This is a genomic window from Lachnoclostridium sp. (genome assembly GCF_031997925.1).
Lineage (GTDB): Bacteria > Bacillota > Clostridia > Lachnospirales > Lachnospiraceae > Lachnoclostridium.
Window position 1 is genome coordinate 106240 of record NZ_DAMADT010000006.1, and the last position, 21998, is coordinate 128237.

A 21998-nucleotide genomic window follows, 5' to 3' on the forward strand; every position below is an offset into this window, starting at 1 on the left:
AACGAATAATAAATAAAAGAAACTAGAATTGATATAGGTTCTCAGAAATTAATGATTTGGTGAAATCACTAATTTCTGAGAACCTATATCAATTCTAGTTTCTTTTATTTATTATTCGTTTTATGTAGCTTTATTATAATCAAAATCAACAGAAACTTAATTCTACTGAAAGAAATCTGTGATTAAGATAATTTTTTTTATTCCTTTACAAAAGATACTCTGTTTTGGGCTCTTCCTATTATAACATGACATGTGCCATATCAAAAGAAAAAAGTGAAAAGTATAACTATGACTTCAAAAAAACGAGAATAAATGGAACCCCACCTTGAAGCTGACATGCTTCTCTTTGGAATCATCCACTTATTCTCGCTTTACATTTCACTTATGTGTAATCAATTTCCTATAAGCCCCAATTCATATTTAGAACTACAGAAATAACGATGAAAAGAGCTCCTAAAAGTTTTGTAATCTTTACAAGCGCGCCCTCCATGGAACGTCCTTTGTTCTTGCCCCAATAAGTATCTGCAACGCCGTTGATTGAACCAGAAAGTCCTGCAGACTTACCTTCTTGCATTAAAACAACAACTACTAATCCTAAACAGATGAGAACGTATACAACTGTAAGTATTGCTCTTAATATTTCCATCAATAACACCTCCTAAAAGTCACACTGAATATTTTACCACAATCACGGAAATAAGACAAGTAGTAACTGATTTTGGAATTTATTTTTTGATTAATAAAGTTTTTCCAGTCATCTCTTTTGGTTGTTCCATCTCCATCATTTCAATTAAGGTTGGAATGATATCAGCTAAACAGCCACCTTCTCTTAAGGTATAGGATTCATCATAGTTTACTAAAATAAATGGAACTGGATTTGTAGTATGAGCTGTGAATGGCTCTCCATTTGTATAGTCTACTAACTGCTCTGCATTTCCATGATCTGCGCAGATAAACATCTGACCATCTACAGAAAGAAGAGCATCATAAGCCTTACCTACACACGTATCTACTGCTTCTACTGCCTTGATTGCTGCATCAGAAATTCCGGTATGACCAACCATATCTGGATTAGCAAAGTTAACGATGATAACATCGTATTTTAATGATGTGATTGCTTCTACTAATTTCTCCGCTACTGCATTAGCACTCATCTCAGGCTGAAGATCATAGGTTGCGACCTTTGGAGAATTCACTAGGATACGATCTTCTCCTTCGTTTGGTGCTTCCACACCACCATTAAAGAAGAAGGTAACATGAGCATACTTCTCTGTCTCAGCAATTCTAGCCTGAGTCTTTCCATGTGCTGCAAGATATTCTCCGAATGTATTTGTAATAGATACCTTTTCAAATGCTACGCTCTTATTAGGGATTGTAACATCATACTCTGAGAAACAAACATAAGTAAGAGGTAATCTACCACTCTTACGAACAAAGCCGTCAAAATCATCAGTACAGAATGCCCTTGTAATTTCTCTTGCACGGTCAGGACGGAAATTAAAGAAGATAACGGAATCATCTGCTTTAATAGGAGCAATTGCCTTACCATCCTTAACTACTACAGTAGGTAGAACGAACTCGTCATTTACACCTTCAGCATAGGAAGCAGCTACTGCTTCTACCGCATTCGTAGCAGTGGTACCTTCGCCATCTACTAAAGCAGCATATGCTTTTTCTACACGGTCCCAACGATTATCACGGTCCATAACATAGTAACGTCCCATTACAGAAGCAATACGGCCTACGCCTAACTCTGCCATTTTCGCTTCTAGATCTTCCATAAAGCCCTTACCAGAGGTTGGCGCAGTATCTCTACCATCTAAAAACGCATGTACATAAACATTCTCTAAACCATGTTTCTTAGCAAGCTCTAATAATCCATAAAGATGTGTAATATGGCTATGAACACCACCATCCGATAATAATCCGAATAAATGAAGTGCTGTATTATTCTTTTTACAATTCTCTATTGCTTTTAATAATTGTTTATTTTCAAAAAATTCACCATCTTTAATTTCTTTTGTGATACGGGTTAACTCCTGATATACTATTCTTCCGGCACCCATATTAAGATGTCCAACTTCAGAGTTTCCCATCTGTCCCTCTGGAAGACCAACTGCCATTCCAGAAGCATTTCCTTTTACATATGGATAGTCTTTCATCAATTTATCAAGAACAGGCTTTTTGGCTAATGCTATTGCATTACCTTCCGTTTTCTCGTTTAATCCAAATCCATCCAGTATCATAAGTACGGTAGGTTTTTTGCTCATAATTTATTCTCCTTTTGTTCAATGTAGACTTATGTCATACAATTTTTTAGCATGTCATATTACGGCGTTAAAAATTGTATAACTTCATACGGTCAAATATTTCCTATGTAGTGCTTTTTTCCTTTGTTAAAAAAATAGCAGAGGCACTACTTCATTCTTTTCTATCATATCATGATTTATTCATTAGTCAAGAGAATTTCTGTGTCAGCTACCCCTTTTAGCGTTTCAGAGGTACCTGTGCTAATGTCATTGGGATTGCAAGTTTTATTATATTTCCCACTACACTACCTTTTGAAAAATCATTTGTTTAAGCCATGTTATTTTCCACCTTATTTCTGTCTTGATACGCAATTACGGAAGGGTACTATTAAAATACCCTTCCGTAATTCTAGACCCCTTAATTTATTCTGTCAAGTTTCTCACTTTCTGTAAACCTAAAATGAAAGCTTAACATAAGAGTACAACTAGTAAAACATATAACATAAAGTTTGACAATTCCTACTCAACCAAATTTTTAGTAATCTATTTAATCAGCAATAAAAACGTCCCAAGTACAATGGAAGCTAATCCAATAAAGGCTTTCTTACTTAGTTTTTCTTTAAATACAAAACAAGAAAAAGCAATCGTGACTACGATACTTAATTTGTCAATAGGTACAACCACACTAGCTGGTCCAGTCTGTAGCGCTCGATAAAAACATAACCAGGAACCGCCTGTTGCAAGACCGGATAAGATTAAAAACAACCAACTTTTCCGTTCTATATATTTTATAGTATTTTGCTTCTTGGTTATAAACACCACAATCCAAGCCATAATTAATACAACAACGGTACGAATTGCAGTTCCTAGGTTGGAATCGACATGTTCAATTCCAACTTTCCCAAGTATAGAAGTTAAACTGGCAAAGATTGCAGAACCAAATGCGTATAGGATCCATGCTTGCTTTTCAGTTTTCTTATTCTTTTCACCCTGTTTCTTTTCTATCATCAGGTAGGTGCCTATTGCGATAAGGATATAAGCAATAGCCTTAATTACAGTTACACTTTCATGAAGAAATAGAAAAGCGAAGCAAAACGTCAATACCGTACTGGACTTATCAATTGGAGTTACTTTATTAATATCTCCAAGTTGCAATGCCTTAAAATAACATAACCATGAAGCACCGGTAGATACCCCTGATAATATTAAAAATACCCAGGACTTAACAGCTATATTACCAATACCCCCTTGGCTATTCACAAGGAATACCATAATCCATGAGAAGATGAGAACTACAATTGTTCTTAATGCTGTTGCAACATTCGAATCTGTATTTTTAATTCCACACTTCGCTAAAATAGCTGTCAAGCCTGCAAATAACGCTGATAAAAATGCAAATAATATCCACATATCCTTCTACTTTCCACCGATTCGTTTCAATGCACCAATCGAATTGATTTCCTTTCTGTATCCTATGAAATAACTAATTCGTTAATGCCATTATAATTTTAATACAACCGATTAAAAAAGCAACTATTTATTCGAAGTATTGCAACAGTTCTATAAGTGAAATCAACTATTTTATGATGAGTATAATGCAACCGTACTATGAGTGTATTGCAACAGTCCTATTAGTGTAATGCTGTTAAAAAAATAAGACTATCGTTCAAACTGGCTTGGATGCTTTGCAAAAAAATCAACTCTTGGCTCCAAATACTTAAGCTCATGTTCCTTTTCTGATGATATAAAATAAGATAGAGGTTCAAACACGTGATCCCACGAAAAGAACTCTTCTCCAACATTTAGATATTCTTGTATCATTTCACAACCTCTTGGTGCAATAGGATGAAGTAATATGGAAGTGGTACGTACACCATGGAAGCAATCAATTAATAGTTGTTTTAATATCTCTTTATCTGCAGATTCCTGTGCTATCTTAATACCATTCGCCCAACGTTTATTCATAGAACGAATATAAGAATCTAATACATACGTAATACTATGAAACTCATGGCGGTACATATGCTCTTCATAGGTTAAGATAGCATCCTTCGCCTCATCGATTACTTCCTGACTTACAGCTCCAATTGGAAGCTTTCCATCAAAATCAGATTGTACCTGATAAAAACAGGAACGAATCAAACGGTTAAACACATTCGTAAGAAGATTACCATCCTTTAATACCGGATCTGCACCAGTTTGTTTATCTTTTGGCAAATATACCTGTGGCATAAAACTAACACTCTTATTCGCTAACCCTAAACTTAAGAAATGGATTCTAAGCTGCTCATCAGTATAATAATCAAGAAGCTCACCAGCCATCGGAGGCTTGACATCTGAACTGCTACTTGCCTTTTTATCCATAAATAAAATATGATTATTGGCAACAAGCATTGGAAGTTTTACTTTTGTCATATCAATTTGATTTGCATCTTCACTAAAGAGAACAGCAAACATCGCCATCTCAGCAATTCCATAAAAGTAAATATTATCTTCACCAATAAATTGATACACTTCACTATCCTCATGAAGGAAATAATCCTTCCATAAATCCTCGTCCTTCCCTTGAAGTCTTAGATATCCTCTGGTAAATGAAATTGGTGCCCAGAGAGATTCTGGCCATACCCAAAAGGTCAAATCTTTTTCACCCGGTACCGGTACTCCCCATTCGATATTTCCTGTTAAACGAAATGGTACTAATGTTTTACCGGTACGATAGCGAAGCCCTTCTGCAGCTAAGATATCTTTTGCTCTATCTCTATCGTTTAGATTTTTAAACACAAAGGTTACAGAAGACTTCTTCTCCTCATTAATAGTCTCATGTGTTGGAAGTTTTTCTTCTAATTCCTTTAAATCCTCAATTTGCTTTTTTAATACATAAATTACAGGTGCTTTTAAAAACTCTTCGATTGTATTAAGTAAATACTTTCGTGATACCGTATTCTTTCTCAGCCAATCAATCCTAGTCTGAAGCATTTCTGTACAGTCTTCTAATCGAAAGTACCAGTTACTAACCTCTTTCATGATTGGGGTTTTCCCAGATAATGTACTTTGGGGGTTTATCAAGTCACTTGGCATATATTGATGCCCTAGGGAACATTCGTCTGCATAACCATGTTCGGATTGGCAACCTTCAATCGGACATTGGCCTACAACCTGTCTACCATTTAAGAACACATTAAAATCAGGGTCATAAAATTGTGTTGTTGTTAGTTTTTCTAAAAATCCTTGTTCTTCTAACTTTAAAAATACTTCTTCTGAAACCTTCTCGTGAATTTTACCAGCCTCTCCTAATGCTGAGGCTGCATAAAGGTTTGGAGCTATCTGATATTTTTCGAGTACTTCTTTTTGTTTTTCATGATTCCCACGAACATAATCCATAATGGAACCAATATCCGAATTCTCTTCTTTTCTTTTGCGATAACTTTCTAAGATAGGAGAACCATAACAATCAGTTCCCGAAACAAATATTACATTTTCTTCTCCGATTCGATCTCGTAGAAACCTTGCAAAGGTATCGGCATGAACAAACATGCCACCAACATGGCCAAAATGAAGTTCTTTATTGCCATAAGGCATACCTGCTGTAACAACTGCGCGTTTTGGAAATACAGGACGCGTCTTCTCAATCTTTAATTCAGACATAAAAAAATCACCTCTTGCGTTATATTTAGCAAGGGGCGAAGGAATTCGCGGTACCACCCTATTTCATTGATACGTCACCATATCAATCTCATCAAGTACACTAAGATACTCTAGTCCTGTAACGGGGACAAACGTCATAGCATCAATAATATTAGGAATCAAGCATTAATACCTAGGTAACCATTAATACTCTGACTACCATTAATACACTGGCAATCATTAATAATAATTTAATACTCAAGCATTCCTAATTTCATATCCGTATGCAGCTCCGAGCCTTGTTTCATCTATCTTTCACTACCTTCTTCCACCAGACGAAGGTTCTCTGTAAGTGTTAGAAAGACTACTCTTCTCTTCTTAGCCTTTTTCTTGTTTTCTGTATTATAGTTTTAAACTTTGTTTCTGTCAAGGACTAATTGATTGAGAAATTATAAGTATAAAAAAGGGAGTTGCACTCCCTTTTTTATACTCTATGACTTATTTATAATTTACAATCTGTCCAAAGTCAGGTTTTAAGCTAGCTCCACCAACTAATCCACCATCGATATCTGGCTGAACAAATAACTCTGGTGCACTTGCAGCTGTAACACTACCGCCGTACTGAATACGGATAGCTTCTGCAGTTGCCTCTCCATAAAGCTCGTTAATACATACACGGATTGCTGCACAAACTTCCTGAGCCTGCTCTGTTGTTGCAACTTTACCTGTTCCAATTGCCCAAATTGGTTCGTAAGCAATTACGGTTGTTGCTGCTTGCTCTGCTGTAACATTTAAGAAAGCTATTTTGATTTGCTGACGAATCCAGTCAATTGTAATTCCTTGCTCTCTTTGTGTTAAGGACTCACCACAGCAGATAATTGGAGTAATACCGTGCTCTAATGCTTTTAATACTTTCTTATTTACTGTAATATCAGTCTCTGCAAAGTATTCTCTTCTTTCAGAATGTCCAATGATAACATATTTAACACCGATATCTGTTAACATATTAGGAGCGATTTCTCCAGTATAAGCACCACTCTCTTCATAGTACATATTCTCTGCACCAATAGAAATGTTTGATCCCAATGCTGCTTCAATCGCAGTTGTTAAAGAAATCGCTGGTACACAAAATACTACATCTACATCATCACTTTTCACTAATGGCTTTAATTCTTCTATTAATCTAACAGTCTCACTTGGAGTCTTGTTCATTTTCCAGTTACCTGCAATAATTTTTCTACGCATTGTTATTTCTCCCTATTCTTTTTTAGTCTATTATGTATGATGGCTGCTTGTTAGGAGCGCATACCGCTTCCAAACAAACAGCCATGCATCGACTATTGTATTATTATAACCAATAAAAACTGAAAAGATTTATACTTTTATTTTATTTATCGTTAGCTGCAACTACACCTGGAAGCTCTTTGCCTTCAAGGAACTCTAAGGAAGCACCGCCACCTGTTGAGATGTGAGACATCTTGTCTCCAAATCCTAACTGATTAACAGCTGCTGCAGAATCACCACCACCGATGATTGTTGTAGCATCAATATCAGCCATAGCTTGTGCTACTGCGATTGTACCCTTTGCATAATTAGACATCTCGAATACACCCATTGGTCCATTCCATACTACTGTCTTAGCACTCTTAAGAGCATCTGCATAAAGTTCGCATGTCTTTGGTCCAATATCAAGACCCTCTTCATCTGCTGCGATTTCTCTACGGCCTACTATTCTGGATGGAGCATCGTTACTGAACTCTTTTGCAACTACTGTATCGATAGGAAGTAATAAGTTAACACCATTCTTCTTAGCCTTTTCCATCATTTCTTTTGCATAATCAATGTAATCAGCCTCTAATAAAGAATTACCAACTTCTTCTCCAAGAGCCTTCATGAAAGTATAAGCCATACCACCACCAATGATAAGGGTATCTACTTTATCAAGAAGGTTGTTAATTACGGAAATCTTAGAAGAAACTTTAGAACCACCAAGGATAGCAACTAAAGGTCTTACTGGATTATTTACTGCATTTCCTAAGAAGTCGATTTCTTTCTGCATTAAGTAACCAACTACTGCTGTATCAACATACTGTGTGATACCCACGTTAGAGCAATGTGCTCTATGAGCTGTACCGAATGCATCATTTACGAATACATCGCAAATGGAAGCAAGTTCTTTAGAGAAAGCTTCACCATTCTTTGTCTCTTCTGCTCTGTAACGAGTATTCTCAAGTAATACTACATCTCCATCGTTCATAGCAGCAACAGCAGCCTTTGCATTCTCACCAACTACAGTTGCATCTGCTGCGAATTTAACTTCTTGAGAAAGTAATTTAGTTAAAGCCTCTGCTACAGGAGCTAAGGATAACTCTGGCTTTGGCTCTCCCTTTGGCTTTCCAAGATGGGAGCAAAGAATAACCTTTCCACCATCATTGATTAATTTCTTAATCGTAGGAAGTGCTGCTACAAGACGAGTATCGTCTGTAATCTTTCCCTCCTGTAATGGTACGTTAAAGTCACAACGAACTAGGACTCTTTTTCCTTTAACATTAATATCATCAACTGACTTCTTGTTTAACATGTGCAAACTCCTTTCTTTATCGAAACAGAGAAACAGTTTACCTGTTTTCCTGTCAAATTTTTATGGATAAGAATAATTCCCCATAATCAATACATCTATTAAATATCTATAGGTCAATTGCAACGCAATTTCTTATAAATTTTAAAAATGGGCCCGGTCCATAGAGACCGGACCCATACTGGATCTTCTATTATGCTAATTCAGCAAAGTACTTGATCGTTCTTACCATCTGGCTTGTGTAAGAATTCTCGTTATCGTACCAAGAAACGACCTTAACTAAAGTCTTTCCATCAGGAAGCTCTGTAACCTTAGTCTGAGTTGCATCGAATAAAGAACCATATCTAATACCAATGACATCAGAAGATACTAACTCTTCCTCTGTGTAACCAAAAGATTCGCTAGCTGCTGTCTTCATAGCTGCATTAATTTCATTCTTAGTTACTTTCTTGTTAACAACTGCTACTAACTCAGTAGTAGATCCTGTAGGAACTGGAACTCTTTGAGCTGCACCGTCTAATTTACCAGCTAAATCTGGAATAACTAAACCAATTGCCTTAGCAGCACCAGTGCTGTTAGGAACGATGTTACAAGCAGCTGCACGAGCTCTTCTTAAATCGCCTTTTCTGTGTGGTCCATCAAGTACCATCTGATCACCTGTGTAAGCGTGGATTGTAGTCATGAAACCTTTTTCAATTGGAGCTAACTTGTTTAAAGTATCTGCCATAGGAGCTAAGCAGTTTGTTGTACAAGAAGCTGCGGAAATGATAGTATCTTCAGCTGTTAATGTATTTTCATTTACGCTGAAAACGACAGTAGGAAGATCATCACCAGCTGGAGCGGAGATAACAACCTTCTTAGCACCAGCATCAATGTGTGCCTGAGATTTAGCCTTGGATACATAGAAACCTGTACACTCAAGTACAACGTCTACTCCAAGTGTTCCCCAAGGAAGTTTAGAAGCATCTGCTTCAGCATAAATTTTAATTTCTTTACCATCAACTACGATAGAAGACTCTTTTGCTTCTACTGTGTGTCCGTCATATCTTCCCTGAGCTGAATCATACTTTAACAAATGAGCTAACATTGCTGGGCTTGTTAAGTCGTTGATTGCTACTACTTCGTAACCTTCTGCGCCAAACATCTGTCTGAATGCAAGACGTCCGATACGTCCAAAACCATTAATTGCTACTTTTACTGCCATGATTAAATTCCTCCTAAATGAAATTTTATAATATACTGTCATAAATGCTAATCAAAGTGGACAGCTATTAATTTATTTCTTAGATTGTTAAGATTTTGTCAAAGACTAAGTCTGACTATAACCAAAATCCTTCTCTATTTTACCCAATTTGTAATATAATTTCAAGCAAATTTTATTTTTTTACTAATTATTAACACTTAGGCTATAATTCAACCTTTTCCCATCTTTTTTTTGTGCATTTTATATTTATTATTTTGTTAAAGATAAGGCTAAAAAATAAGTATTATTTAATCGGCCCCATCTTATTGATCGGCCATAAACGAAAGATTGCTCTACCACCAATGTTTTCTTTCTTAACAGGCCCCACTTCTTCATAGCGACTATCTAGACTCACAGTTCTATTATCACCAAGTACAAAATATTCATCCTCTGCTAAAAAAATTGGATCCGCCGCAATTCCAGGATTTCTTATTGGGTCTTTTCCAAAGTCTTCCGTCAGTAATTTCCCATTAATAAAGATTTCCTCACCAATGATTTGAACTTTTTCTCCTGGCAGACCTATAATACGCTTGATATAATATTCTTCATCTTCTTTTCCATGAGGATAAAATACAATTACATCAAAACGCTTTAATTTGTCAAAATGATAAGATATTTTCTCTACCCATAGATTCTCACCATTCTGCAGTGTTGTTTCCATGGAGTCTCCTACTACTATTGTTCTTTGTAGTATATATCTAGGTACAATAAAAGCTGCAAAATACAAGGCAACTATGTAGATTAAGATTTCTAACACAATTCGTTTCCTCGAACTCTTTCCTTCTGTGTGTGCCACTTCAGTTTCTAAATCATGAAAACCATCTACTGGTTTATCCTCCATGCTATCACCACCTATTTATGTTTTACTATACCAAAATCTTTAAACGGCCATATTGTACACCACGCACGGCCCAATATTGCATCTTGTTTTACTACCCCAACGCTTGGATCTCTACTATCTTTACTATTATTTCGGTTGTCACCAAGTACAAAATATTCACCTTCGCCAAGAACGATTTTTTCTCCAGCAATACCTGCACCCTTAATAACATTTTCAAGTCCGTAATTCTCATCCAAACGTTCTCCATTAATAAAAATTACACTATCCATTATTTGAACTGTTTCCCCTGGCAAACCAATCACTCGTTTAATATAGTATAACTCTTTATCATACTCATAAGGTCTAAAAACAATGACATCAAAACGTTTTGGCTCTGATAAGCTATACGATATTTTCTCTAAGAGCACATGGTTATTATTATGGAGAGTTGGTTCCATGGAACTTCCATTCACTTCAACAGGTTGTATTATAAATCGCTGTACTAACAACACAACTAAAAATATAATGATAAAGTAAGCTACCGTCTCTATTGATTGTCGCAAGAACGATTTGGCTTCTCTCATTCCTTTATCCTTTTCCACAGTTGCTGTCTCCTCTATTTTAATGTCATTACTCATAATTTCCCTTTCACTGAAACAGGCTGTTGCAAGTCGTCCTATAAGACATCTTTACAACAGCCCTCACACTTGTTATAACTTATTCATTTTCATATTCATCATCTTCGCTTACGATCTTTACCTTTGATTTGTAAAGTTCTTCCACTGCTACAGAAAGTGGTTTATTGCAACTACTTTCTGTTAAAGGTTCTGCGCCGTCAATAATTTGTCTAGCACGCTTTGCTGTAGCTAATACGATAGAATAACGGCTGTTAACTACTGGCTGTTCGCCTGGTTCTACCTCGCTATTTACTACCTGCATTAAGTCATTATAAGATGGATGTAACATCTGAATATCTCCTTCCTTGACAATCCTTAATTTATTTTACAGAGCTTGGAAAACTTCATTGCCTTCTATGCTCTCTCGTTGGTTCACACGATTTGCAATTGTCTCTGGAAGCAATGCTGATAATACAATCTGTCCAGTTTCCATTACAACAACTGCTTTGCATTTCCTTCCACAGGTTGCATCCACACAGCTGCCGCTATCTTTTGCATTCTGAACCATTCTTTTTACCGGAGCTGCCTCCGGACGTATTACAGAAATCATCTTTCCTGCATTTATTACATTACCAAAACCAATGTTAATCAGTTTATTCAACCGTATCCCCTCTTACTCAATGTTTTGTATCTGTTCTCGTATCTTTTCAATTTCAGTTTTTAAATCGATTGCTTGATTCGATACAGACAAATCATTCGCCTTCGACAAGATGGTATTAGCCTCACGGTTCATTTCCTGAGCAATAAAATCTAATTTTCTTCCCACATTTACTGCTTCATTCAGAGTGCTCTTCATATTGTTGATATGTGCACGTAACCGAACTGTTTCTTCATCTACACAGATTTTATCAGCAAATATAGTAATCTCTGTTGCTAAAACACCTTCGTCAATGGAGGTTTCTCCTAATAGTTCCTTCACTTTATCGGATAGCTTTTTGCGATATTCTGCTACGATTTGAGGTTCTCTTTCTTGGATAAATTCAACAATCGTTAACATACTATCTAACTTTGCATGAATATCTTCTAACAAATGCTCGCCTTCTGCGATTCGTGTCTCCACAAATTTTTCTGCAGCTGCTCTTACTGTTTTCTCAAGTAATTCCCACAGCTCTTGTTCATCCATGGTCTGTTCCTCAAGAGTAAAAACATCTGGAAATCTTGATAATATGGAGGCTCTAATATCATTCTCTATACCAAAATCCCGGCTCATTTTTTCAAGACCGTTATAGTATTCTCTTGCAATATCCTCGTTGTACTTAACGCAAGCTTTACCTTCCGTGTAATCCTCGTATGTAATAAATACATCGACCTTTCCACGGCTAATATATTGTTTCAGAACGTTTCGAATACCTGATTCAAAAAAGTTTAATTTCTTAGGCAATTTTACCGAAATCTCAAGGTAACGATGATTGACAGATTTTAACTCTACAATCAACTTACGTTCCCCGGTATCAATCTCACATCTACCAAAGCCAGTCATACTCTTTAACATATCAGCTCAATTCCTCTCGTGATAAGTTTATACGGATATTGGTACCTCGTCGTCTTGGTACAATATCCAGCCTACTAAACAGGCATGTTTTATGAAATAAATTCTTTACACTTTGGAATAACTCCTGTGATTCTTAGTTAACCTGCTGTCTCGATTAGCCATTATCTAAAACATTATATATAAAAATATATTGTTCGTCAAGCAATTTCTAGTTTTTGGTGATTAATTCCATGCTTAGTTAAAGTACACTAATTTTTCTTGTGGTTCCTCTGCCATTTCGATTTTCTTTGCATAAAGAACCGGACCTTTTCCATGATATTCCTTATAGTATTCAACCCGTACCTGAGCTGTTAATGTAATCCACATACGGTTCTTTAACTGATCAATAGCAACTGGTCCCGCATAATCGGTCTTACATAAGAAGCCGATAAATGCGATATCATCCGCGCAACAAGTCATTGCAAATCTACCAGGTACAAATGCTCCCTTTGGAAACCTCTCTGTTTTATATACCATGGCACGGAACGTAATTGTTTTCCCTTGATACATCTTTGGATTATCCATTGCATGCAAATACCATAAACCATAGTCATCATCACATAAGTCAATGTGGTCTGCTGTAATATCAAATGGAAGTACTTCTTCCCCTGCATCGGTAGTTACCCCGTCTACAGATTCATATACAATCTCAGCTTTTCTATTAACAGGCTTAATGGTACGTCTTATCGCAATCTTGTCCGTAGATTCGTCACAACGATTTACTATGACAGTATCCGAATACTTAAATTGTGAAATCATAATGGATTTAAAGTTGCTCATATAGTTTTGGTAGGTGGATGCATCGATTAATGTGATAATCTGTGCCATAACAAGAGGCTCAGGTAACTCCATCTCTAAAAATTCTTCAGTATCCCACATACCATTGTACTCTATCATAACCCGCTGAGGTTTATAAAGCTCATAACAATGTTTCAAAAATTCTTCATTTAATTTATCTTGATCTTCCACGACAACCACATCAACCTTTAACTTCGCTAACATGGCCTCGTCATATTCTACTTCTCCTTCTTCACAAACAAGGAGTAAGGTACGGACGGAATCTGTAAACTCTGGGTCTTTCATTGTTTCTAGTACAAACGTACTTTTTCCACTCTCTAAAAACCCATTGACTAAATATACTGGTATCTCCATATTATCCTCCATGTACCAATTCAACTGAATATGGCATTTCTATATCATTGAAAAACTTTCTTTATTTCAACTTATCTTCTAATTTCATTCTTTTATCTTTCTTAAAACAATTCACTGATGGCTTTCGTATCTAACTTGCTTCCAATTACACAAATTCTTCCTGTGTAATCTGCTCCTCCACGACGTATCTCAAATTCTCCTGGAACCAAGTCAAAGTGGAACCACTCGCCCTCCACAGAGGATACAATGCCTTTCGCACGTAGGATAATTCCAAGATTCTCTGCTTCTGAAAGGGTGTTAAGTACCTTTTTAAGTTCCGCTTCTTCATACTTATGCGCTGTTTCCATACCCCAGCTTGTAAACACTTCATCAGCGTGGTGATGATGATGATTGTGGTCATGTCCATGGTCATGACAGCTGCAGCCTTCATCGTTGTGATTGTGGTCATGATCGTGTCCACAGCAATCTTCATGATGATGTTCGTGGTCATGATCGTGTCCGCAGCAATCTTCATGATGGTGTTCGTGGTCATGATTGTGTCCGCAGCAATCTTCATGATGATGTTCGTGGTCATGATCGTGCCCGCAACAATCTTCATGATGATGTTTGTGGTCATGATCGTGCCCGCAACAATCTTCATGATGTTCGTGGTCATGAACATGTCCGCATGATTCGCAAATGCCTGTCTCACTTAACATCGTATCCATCAAATCATTCTGATGTTCAATTGCACTTAAAATATGTTTTCCATCAATTTTATCCCATGGTGTTGTCACTATCGTAGCATTTTGATTATGCTCTTTGATTAATGCAAGACTTGCTGCTAATTTATCCTCTGTAATATCACCGGTACGGCTAAGTATAATCGTTTTAGCACTTTCAATCTGATCATTGAAAAACTCTCCGAAGTTTTTCATATACATCTTACACTTCTTTACATCAACTACAGCTGTGTAGCTATTTAATACTACATCATCGGTAAGTACCCCAGACACAGCTTTTAATACATCGGACAATTTTCCAACACCAGATGGCTCTATAATAATACGATCTGGATGATACGTATCAAGAACCTCTTTTAGTGCTGTACTAAAATCTCCAACTAAAGAACAGCAGATACATCCTGAATTCATCTCGGTAATTTCAACACCAGCTTCTTTAAGAAAGCCACCGTCAATACCGATTTCTCCAAATTCATTTTCTATTAATACAAGTTTTTCACCTTTTAAGGCTTCTTCTAATAATTTTTTAATTAAGGTTGTCTTTCCAGCTCCAAGAAAACCTGAAATAACATCTATTTTTGTCATAGTAATCCTCCATTCTTGTGCTTTCGCACCTTTTCCTACCGACAGCACCTCGGTAAGGTTTACTTATCTCTTCTAATTTCCTGCCATACATTATACTTCTCTTTATCAAGTATTTCAATGTCACTACTTAGTGGAAATTATTATATTTTAATATTTTTTTCTAGCAGTTTTCATAGAAAATGATATGCACTTAGAAACTTAACCCAAGTGCAATAGTAATAAGGACTGTACTTATTTATCTATATGCTTACAAGAATACTCCCTAACCTCTTAGGTGGAAGATGAATTGAGCGCAGCTATCCTCTAGTTACTTTGTAGCTGTTGGACTACTTGCCCAAGAAGCACCCACTTCAAGTGTTTAGTACATGTTACTTGAGCAAACTCTTAATAAACTCCAAGAAGGTAGAATTTAGTCCTTCTCCGTACACAATCTCACGTACACGAACCGGTTGATCGGTAATGATATTATCTACCCCCAGCTGCTTCATACGTTCTATCTCTGCAATCGAGTTAACAGTCCACGCATGGATTCCTTTACCTAAACTGTGCGCATAACGAATCATTTCTCTAGAAATAAAGCTTGACTTGACACTAAAAAAGTCTGCATTTTCCCAATTATAAAAATATCCATAAGCAAACGACATTATATATCCTGTTTTTATATCTGGATTGAGAGCCTTTACACGTCCTAGAGCACCATAGTTTACTGAACTTAATACACACTGCTCTTCCATATCATACTCTTCAATTAATCGAACTACCTCTTCTACAAGTTGTTTTTCATGGCTATTAATCTTTAATTCAATATTTAACTTCATCGTATTTTGACAAAGGGCTAAAACCTCTTCTAACTTAGGGATCCTTGTTTCTTCAAATTCCTTACCAAATTTCTTTCCCGCATCAATTTTCTGCAGTTCCTCATACGTTAAGTTCCAAATATACTTGTTTTTCCCTGTTGTTCGTTTTAGATTCGTATCGTGAAGCAGTATTATTTCCCCATCCTTTGTCTCCTGAACATCGATTTCTGCATAATCACTAAGATTATCAATTGCAGCCTGGATGGCTGGTATGGTATTCTCTGGTGCTACACTTGAAAACCCACGGTGCGCAGTTATCGCGGTACCAAACAACGGCTCACGATTTGTTAATATATTACTTTTAAAATTTTGTTCAAAATACAATCCAACTAAAGCAAACGATAATCCACCTACAAAAACTACAGTTCTCGTATACTTACTTTTACGAATTCGAAACCAAATACTACGATTTTCAAAAACGAAAGAATCTTCAACTTCTGATATCTTTTCTTGCATTGCAAGGATTTGTGCCTCTCCTCTCATATCTGTTAGCTTATATTGTAAGAATAACCTTGTAACAAGTGAACAGTTTACAATAATAGATAACACTCCAGCTATTAAAGAAAAGTATAGATTTATCTGATCGAAAGTTGTTAGAAATACCGCTACCACAAGATTTTCGCTTACTGTCCAATAGATAATCAAACCAGATAGAAATACTACAGCATAATACAGAGCAATGTAAAATAAACATAAAAGCACATTGTAACCTATCATCGATGAAGCAATCTTGGTACCATGTCCTTTTAATGTTTTACAGCTCATCCGATAAGCATCACGAAAGTTCATTTCATCAAAGCTACAATAATGTAATACAAAGATACCCCGATATAAGAAATAGGCAGCTGCAACGAGTAATATAAGTAAACCAATCACTACAACTTTATAATCTAGAATCGTATTGAAAAGATAAGCAGGTATTCTCATCTGCATAATCATTCCCAGTAAAAGAGGTAAACTATACACAAAATAATAGAATAAAGCATAAAAATTAAGCGCTCGGTTTCCTTTTCTCCTAATCAAACGAAAAGATTCCCATAAACCAGGGAAAAACACATGACTTACCCTAATTTTTCGAAACCTTAGACTACTATGATAGTATACGATCAGTGACATCATCTCCACATAGATAAACACAGAAATCAAAATGAGTAACAAAGCAATACCAGCTATCGATGCTGGTGATGCTATGAACGCAAACAAATTCTCTAAGGTGAGATAACTATATCCTGAAAGCTTTAATGAACCTTTCATAAGTACACTAACTAGCGGTACCATAACAATTAAAAAGATTGCTTTATAAATAAATTCAAATAATATTAATGTCTTTATATTCTTAAGTTTACTAAACCAATTTTTTGATAACCATTGTTTCACTAATTTTTCCGTCTTCTTTCTTTCGTTTTCCATACTCACTTGTCACCTACTATTATCCAAGTGCTCCTATCTATTTTGACACAAAAATGGAGATATTACAATACAAATATAGTGTTCGCAATATCTCCATGAATGGGTTAATATTTATAAATCTTTAATCGTCGACATCAAAGTTTTCCAACATCTTCTGCTTTTTTTCTGGCTTAGCATCACCATGTTTTACAAATAACATCGTAATAAATGATCCGATAGAAAAGAAAACAGCATAAGGGAATAACGTACGGTAAGAAACAAATTCTAATAACGCACCAGATATAATTGGAGTCATGATCTGAGCTGTCATGGAGAACGTATAGTAATAACCTGTATATTTACCCACATCACATCCCTTACTCATCTCAACAATCATCGGATAAGAGTTTACGCTAATTGCAGCCCATCCCATACCAGTGATTGCAAAAACAACATTAATTAATGGTGAATATTCTAAGAAGAAGCATCCACACACATAAGAGAATGTAATCAAGCTAATACCAATTAAAATCGTCTTCTTACGACCAATTTTACTTGCAATGATACCAATCGGTATATAGCTTACAATCGCTGCTCCCGTCGCAACCAAAAGACAGCTAGTAAAACCACCTGTGCCAAGTTTCCACACAACTTCGGTATATCTAGAGAATGCTGTTGTTATCGCATTGTATGCTGTAAACCATAAAAAGATAGATGCTACCAAGAAGATTAAACTCCGTTTTACTTCTGGCTTCATCGGTTCTTTCTTAACCTCTGCAGTTTCTTTTGGCTCATCCACATTATAAATTGCAACTTCTTCTCTCATCTTATTTTCACGGATTGTGATAATTAAAACAATAACAGCGATTATCATAATCAAAGCTACTGCGGTATAAAGTGGTATGTAATTTGGTATGTAATCTGGTGAATCCTCTTTCTTCACTAATAGTCTAATTAACATTAAACTGATTAATCCACCAATTGCACCCATTAAATTAATAATAGCATTCGCCATACTACGAAGTGGCTTAGGTGTTAAATCCGGCATAAGTGCAACTGCAGGTGAACGATAAGTCCCCATGGATATGAGCACTAGACCAAGCGCTATAATAAAGACTACAAATTGCTTTTGCTGGTCAGCAATTGGTATTATCATCATGAATATCGTTGATGCGATGGTTCCTACGACAATAAATGGTGTCCGCCTACCCAATCTAGTACTCGTTTGATCCGACAGCATACCAAATAGAGGTAATAAAAATAAAGCAAGAACATTATCAAGTGCCATGATTACCCCAGTAACTGTTTCTCCTACCCCAAACGTATTCTTTAGGATTAATGGGATAATGTTGTCATATAGCTGCCAAAAACAACTGATCGATAGAAAGGCAAGACCTACAAAAAACGTACGCTTATAATTTAATTTCATAGAACCCTCCCAATACATTTTGATGCCTGTATTATACCATATTCTACCGATTTATTAAAGTAAAAAGTGTATGAGATACTAGAAATATCGAACTCTATCATAATTTATTTGTAGCTAATAAATTGTACTAATTGATTGTATCACTCTAGGATTTCTTAAGATTTAACAAATGGCTTATTAATTTTAATTGATGGCTAATTTACATTTCGCCTTAACTAACCCTATAGGTGAGTGTACACCTCTTGGAGAGTTTTAGATTTATATGAAAATTTCAGCGTAATTTCCAATAAGTCTAGAAAAAGCTGATTCCTGTACTATACAGAAATCAGCTTTTATCTACAAGCTTTTATTTACTAGCTCTTATTTACCAGCTTTTGTTTACTAGTTTTTACTTACTAGCACTAAAATACCTTAATCAAAGGTTATATTTTAGAAATGTAATTTTAAATTAAGAATTAATAGTTATAAAGTTAGTTATAAAGTTCTTTTAACTTCATACTTACCTGAATATTCTCGTATTATGGGTTAACATGAACGATAAATGTTTCATAATCTTTTCCGGATCGAGCATCAATCGAGAATACGATATCTCCTAATGTTTTCAGTAGCTCATGATTTTGTGTTCCAAATTTTTCAGCTTCTAGTTTACCAACATAGATGTATTCTACATGATATTCACGTAATTTTTCTATAATTTCATTCTCATCCATTGAGGTATAAATTAGTTCCACTACTTTTTCTCGTTCCGCTACTTCTGGTGGTAATGCACTATCTGCTCCAGATCGCCATAACCATTCATGAGTTCTCCAACCAAGAAGTGTCGGAAGCCCGGTTATGACAGAAACTCGTTCATAAAACGTATAGCTATCCCCATTCGCTTCAAGAACTACAGGTTGTCCTGTAATATTTTGATTCAGCCAATTCGTTGCTAAGAAGTCATCCGCGTTTTCCTTTTCCATAAATGCAGATGCATCCAAACCTTTATAATTCTCTGTTTTACGAATATCACCAAACCAAGACTTCATTGATGTTACACTGTATCCGGTAGTCCATAATAAAAGGATTAAACCAATCACAGCAACTATTTTCCTTAGTATCGTTCTACCAAAACGGAGAAAGCGAATTAAGATATAGCCAAAACATAAACCAAACATGATAAACCCTTGATAGGTCAATTTAAACATGGTATTGGCACGCTTGTGACTCGGATAGATGTCCTTCACATAGATAATCTCAGGTAGTATAATAAGCCCCATTGCGCATAGTGCCATGATAACAATAAACAAATCAGCAACCTGAAGACTTTCTATCCACTGGTAAAGTTTATTCTTCTCTCCACCATAGGTTACTGTGGTTTCATAACTCATCATTAGCTTCTGAATGCGATTTCCGCTAAAGTTATTATATTTTGCTTGCTTTGCTTCTTTTTGTTCAAACTTTAACTTCTTATAGCTTGCTTTTTTCTCCGTAATGAAACCTTCCTTTTTTAAATCGCGGTACCTTGTTATGACAAAATAACCGCAAATAATAAATGGAAGACCCCATAATATTATCATTTGATGAATCATTGATCTAGCTTCTGTTAAATAAATACTAGTGGAAATTTGGTTGAAACTCTCAGTAAAAGGTTTGCATACTACGCTAGATATTAACATTATGATAACTGCTTGTGCCGCGGTTAATATTACAGCAACTCTTGAAAACTGGTAGATTACCAAATTAGAAAAAAGGATTACAGCACCTGCCACGACAAAGTAGATTGGGAAATCCCAAAAATTCGTCATATGGAATAATCCTATAAAAAAGCCTAGCAACAAGATGATTGGATGAAATGCTTCTTGTAGAAAATCCGGTTTTTGTATGGTAATTCCATAACGAATATCATCCATTTTCTGTTTTCGATATAATAACCATGCAAATAATAGGCCTAACACTGCAAGAACAAAGATGATATTAATGACATGAGCATGAAGATCCCCTAGGATAAAAGAATAAGACGGGAACTCATGAATTGTCTGATCTGTTTCCACAACTGGATCATATCCAATATAACGTGTTGAGTTAGGAAACCAGTAACTGGAAACTTCCTTTCCTGATACCTTTTCTAGCCATGGTTTTATATGCTTATAAATTGGATAATGCATATTTCCAGCAAATACAACTGCAAAACCAGAGATTAAGCCAGATAAGGTACACCATAAACCTTTCCATTTACTCTTTGATAAAACAAAATGTTCTCTAGCAGTTTTTCTACGACGAAGTGTACTATCCATTAAGAAAGTTCTCATCACATTATAGATAATGGAATAACACTGGGTAAAAGCAATACCAGCTAGTGTCATGAGCATTAGATTATATCCAAATTCTACACCGACACCGCTTAACTTCGAAAGATAGGTACCTAGGTATTGTCCTAGATAATAGTAATTTATACTTCCCCCAGAAAACCAAGTATCAATCGGCGGCATATACTCCGTTCTCATCATACTTGTCATAAATCCATAATCCATCATTTTTTCTGTACCGTATGCCTCTGGTTTAAATCCTCTCGCATAACACCAGAATAAAAACATAACAAAAAACATGACTTCTACGGTAAGTATTGATTTCACCTTATCCACATCAAGCTGATACCAGTCATTTAGAAGACACTTTTTCTCTACTCTTCGATTTTTTAGATAATAGGACAACCCGATAACCAAGAGATTAACGAGAAAGCAAATTACTAGTGTGATTATCGCGTTCTCCCTAGTAAATTTTAATAAGCGCAACGAAGATAAATACCATAGCACCCAGCCTGCTACTGCAATTCCAATCGCTTTTGAAAAAATCCATCCACTATCATGAAAGTTTTTAAACAATACTCCAATCAGAGGATAAAACGTAATAGTAATCGCAAGTAAGGTCAACCACCACGTTAGAAAAGGAGTAAAATCCTCTTTCAATAATTTTTTGCCTACAAAGAATGCAATCAAATATATTATGATACGCATTGCATAGGGAATAATGATTTTTGTAAGACAGGAGGTAGCTCCTGAATTACTCCCTTTTTTGTTCCGTTCGTTCATACACTCTAACCTCCATTTACCAGTATCCTGCGAATCGGTAACACAAATTCGTAGGGTGAAAAATCTTTGATTTT

At 35.9% G+C, this 21998-nt stretch carries 17 protein-coding genes and 1 other annotated feature; all 17 genes read right to left on the reverse strand.

What is annotated here, in order from left to right; genetic code table 11:
* Positions 1 to 400: 400 nt before the first annotated feature.
* The 17 genes from secG to RTP52_RS06505 all read right to left on the reverse strand — a co-directional run bounded on the left by secG (position 401) and on the right by RTP52_RS06505 (position 21924).
* The gene (gene secG, locus RTP52_RS06425; protein WP_312103592.1) at positions 401 to 646 is read right to left on the reverse strand and encodes a preprotein translocase subunit SecG; all 246 of its coding nucleotides are present in this window, start codon (positions 644 to 646) and stop codon (positions 401 to 403) included.
* Between the two features lie 79 nt (positions 647 to 725).
* On the reverse strand, positions 726 to 2270 hold the full coding sequence (gene gpmI / locus RTP52_RS06430) for a 2,3-bisphosphoglycerate-independent phosphoglycerate mutase (RefSeq protein ID WP_312369965.1): 1545 nt from the start codon (positions 2268 to 2270) through the stop codon (positions 726 to 728).
* A 522-nt stretch (positions 2271 to 2792) separates the two neighbouring features.
* Positions 2793 to 3659 (reverse strand): EamA family transporter, encoded by an 867-nt coding sequence (locus RTP52_RS06435; RefSeq protein ID WP_312103587.1) that lies wholly within the window; start codon positions 3657 to 3659, stop codon positions 2793 to 2795.
* A gap of 249 nt (positions 3660 to 3908) precedes the next feature.
* Positions 3909 to 5894: a class I tRNA ligase family protein gene (locus RTP52_RS06440; RefSeq protein ID WP_312369968.1), complete on the reverse strand. Its 1986-nt coding sequence runs from the start codon at positions 5892 to 5894 to the stop codon at positions 3909 to 3911.
* Between the two features lie 28 nt (positions 5895 to 5922).
* Positions 5923 to 6262, reverse strand: a binding site (T-box leader).
* 109 nt (positions 6263 to 6371) lie between these two features.
* The gene (gene tpiA / locus RTP52_RS06445; RefSeq protein WP_312369970.1) at positions 6372 to 7118 is read right to left on the reverse strand and encodes a triose-phosphate isomerase; all 747 of its coding nucleotides are present in this window, start codon (positions 7116 to 7118) and stop codon (positions 6372 to 6374) included.
* Between the two features lie 142 nt (positions 7119 to 7260).
* Positions 7261 to 8454: a phosphoglycerate kinase gene (locus tag RTP52_RS06450; protein ID WP_312369971.1), complete on the reverse strand. Its 1194-nt coding sequence runs from the start codon at positions 8452 to 8454 to the stop codon at positions 7261 to 7263.
* Between the two features lie 190 nt (positions 8455 to 8644).
* A complete protein-coding gene (gene gap / locus RTP52_RS06455; RefSeq protein WP_312103576.1) occupies positions 8645 to 9655 on the reverse strand; it encodes a type I glyceraldehyde-3-phosphate dehydrogenase in 1011 nt (336 codons plus the stop codon).
* Positions 9656 to 9938: 283 nt separating this feature from the next.
* On the reverse strand, positions 9939 to 10535 hold the full coding sequence (gene lepB / locus RTP52_RS06460; protein WP_312103574.1) for a signal peptidase I: 597 nt from the start codon (positions 10533 to 10535) through the stop codon (positions 9939 to 9941).
* Between the two features lie 11 nt (positions 10536 to 10546).
* Positions 10547 to 11152, reverse strand: a complete 606-nt coding sequence (gene lepB / locus RTP52_RS06465) for a signal peptidase I (protein WP_312103571.1) — start codon at positions 11150 to 11152, stop codon at positions 10547 to 10549.
* A 79-nt stretch (positions 11153 to 11231) separates the two neighbouring features.
* Complete coding sequence (rpoZ, locus tag RTP52_RS06470; protein WP_312103568.1) at positions 11232 to 11480, reverse strand: DNA-directed RNA polymerase subunit omega; 249 nt, start codon at positions 11478 to 11480, stop codon at positions 11232 to 11234.
* Positions 11481 to 11516: 36 nt separating this feature from the next.
* Positions 11517 to 11792 carry a DUF370 domain-containing protein gene (locus tag RTP52_RS06475; protein WP_312103565.1) on the reverse strand — a complete coding sequence of 92 codons (276 nt, stop codon included), beginning with the start codon at positions 11790 to 11792 and terminating at the stop codon, positions 11517 to 11519.
* Between the two features lie 12 nt (positions 11793 to 11804).
* Positions 11805 to 12683: a YicC/YloC family endoribonuclease gene (locus RTP52_RS06480; RefSeq protein ID WP_312103562.1), complete on the reverse strand. Its 879-nt coding sequence runs from the start codon at positions 12681 to 12683 to the stop codon at positions 11805 to 11807.
* A 234-nt stretch (positions 12684 to 12917) separates the two neighbouring features.
* On the reverse strand, positions 12918 to 13874 hold the full coding sequence (locus RTP52_RS06485; RefSeq protein ID WP_312369974.1) for a TIGR03943 family putative permease subunit: 957 nt from the start codon (positions 13872 to 13874) through the stop codon (positions 12918 to 12920).
* A 101-nt stretch (positions 13875 to 13975) separates the two neighbouring features.
* Entirely contained in the window at positions 13976 to 15181 is a 1206-nt protein-coding gene (locus RTP52_RS06490) for a CobW family GTP-binding protein (RefSeq protein WP_312369976.1), read from the reverse strand.
* 368 nt (positions 15182 to 15549) lie between these two features.
* Positions 15550 to 17448: a glycerophosphodiester phosphodiesterase gene (locus RTP52_RS06495; protein ID WP_312369978.1), complete on the reverse strand. Its 1899-nt coding sequence runs from the start codon at positions 17446 to 17448 to the stop codon at positions 15550 to 15552.
* A 121-nt stretch (positions 17449 to 17569) separates the two neighbouring features.
* Positions 17570 to 18856, reverse strand: a complete 1287-nt coding sequence (locus tag RTP52_RS06500; protein ID WP_312103551.1) for an MFS transporter — start codon at positions 18854 to 18856, stop codon at positions 17570 to 17572.
* Between the two features lie 518 nt (positions 18857 to 19374).
* The gene (locus tag RTP52_RS06505) at positions 19375 to 21924 is read right to left on the reverse strand and encodes a DUF2298 domain-containing protein (protein ID WP_312369980.1); all 2550 of its coding nucleotides are present in this window, start codon (positions 21922 to 21924) and stop codon (positions 19375 to 19377) included.
* Positions 21925 to 21998: the final 74 nt, after the last annotated feature.

Bases quoted from the DNA above. Each gene is read 5' to 3' on its own strand.
- secG (WP_312103592.1), bottom strand. From the start codon at position 646: ATGGAAATATTAAGAGCAATACTTACAGTTGTATACGTTCTCATCTGT.
- gpmI (WP_312369965.1), bottom strand. From the start codon at position 2,270: ATGAGCAAAAAACCTACCGTACTTATGATACTGGATGGATTTGGATTA.
- RTP52_RS06435 (WP_312103587.1), bottom strand. From the start codon at position 3,659: ATGTGGATATTATTTGCATTTTTATCAGCGTTATTTGCAGGCTTGACA.
- RTP52_RS06440 (WP_312369968.1), bottom strand. From the start codon at position 5,894: ATGTCTGAATTAAAGATTGAGAAGACGCGTCCTGTATTTCCAAAACGC.
- tpiA (WP_312369970.1), bottom strand. From the start codon at position 7,118: ATGCGTAGAAAAATTATTGCAGGTAACTGGAAAATGAACAAGACTCCA.
- RTP52_RS06450 (WP_312369971.1), bottom strand. From the start codon at position 8,454: ATGTTAAACAAGAAGTCAGTTGATGATATTAATGTTAAAGGAAAAAGA.
- gap (WP_312103576.1), bottom strand. From the start codon at position 9,655: ATGGCAGTAAAAGTAGCAATTAATGGTTTTGGACGTATCGGACGTCTT.
- lepB (WP_312103574.1), bottom strand. From the start codon at position 10,535: ATGGAGGATAAACCAGTAGATGGTTTTCATGATTTAGAAACTGAAGTG.
- lepB (WP_312103571.1), bottom strand. From the start codon at position 11,152: ATGAGTAATGACATTAAAATAGAGGAGACAGCAACTGTGGAAAAGGAT.
- rpoZ (WP_312103568.1), bottom strand. From the start codon at position 11,480: ATGTTACATCCATCTTATAATGACTTAATGCAGGTAGTAAATAGCGAG.
- RTP52_RS06480 (WP_312103562.1), bottom strand. From the start codon at position 12,683: ATGTTAAAGAGTATGACTGGCTTTGGTAGATGTGAGATTGATACCGGG.
- RTP52_RS06485 (WP_312369974.1), bottom strand. From the start codon at position 13,874: ATGGAGATACCAGTATATTTAGTCAATGGGTTTTTAGAGAGTGGAAAA.
- RTP52_RS06490 (WP_312369976.1), bottom strand. From the start codon at position 15,181: ATGACAAAAATAGATGTTATTTCAGGTTTTCTTGGAGCTGGAAAGACA.
- RTP52_RS06495 (WP_312369978.1), bottom strand. From the start codon at position 17,448: ATGGAAAACGAAAGAAAGAAGACGGAAAAATTAGTGAAACAATGGTTA.
- RTP52_RS06500 (WP_312103551.1), bottom strand. From the start codon at position 18,856: ATGAAATTAAATTATAAGCGTACGTTTTTTGTAGGTCTTGCCTTTCTA.
- RTP52_RS06505 (WP_312369980.1), bottom strand. From the start codon at position 21,924: ATGAACGAACGGAACAAAAAAGGGAGTAATTCAGGAGCTACCTCCTGT.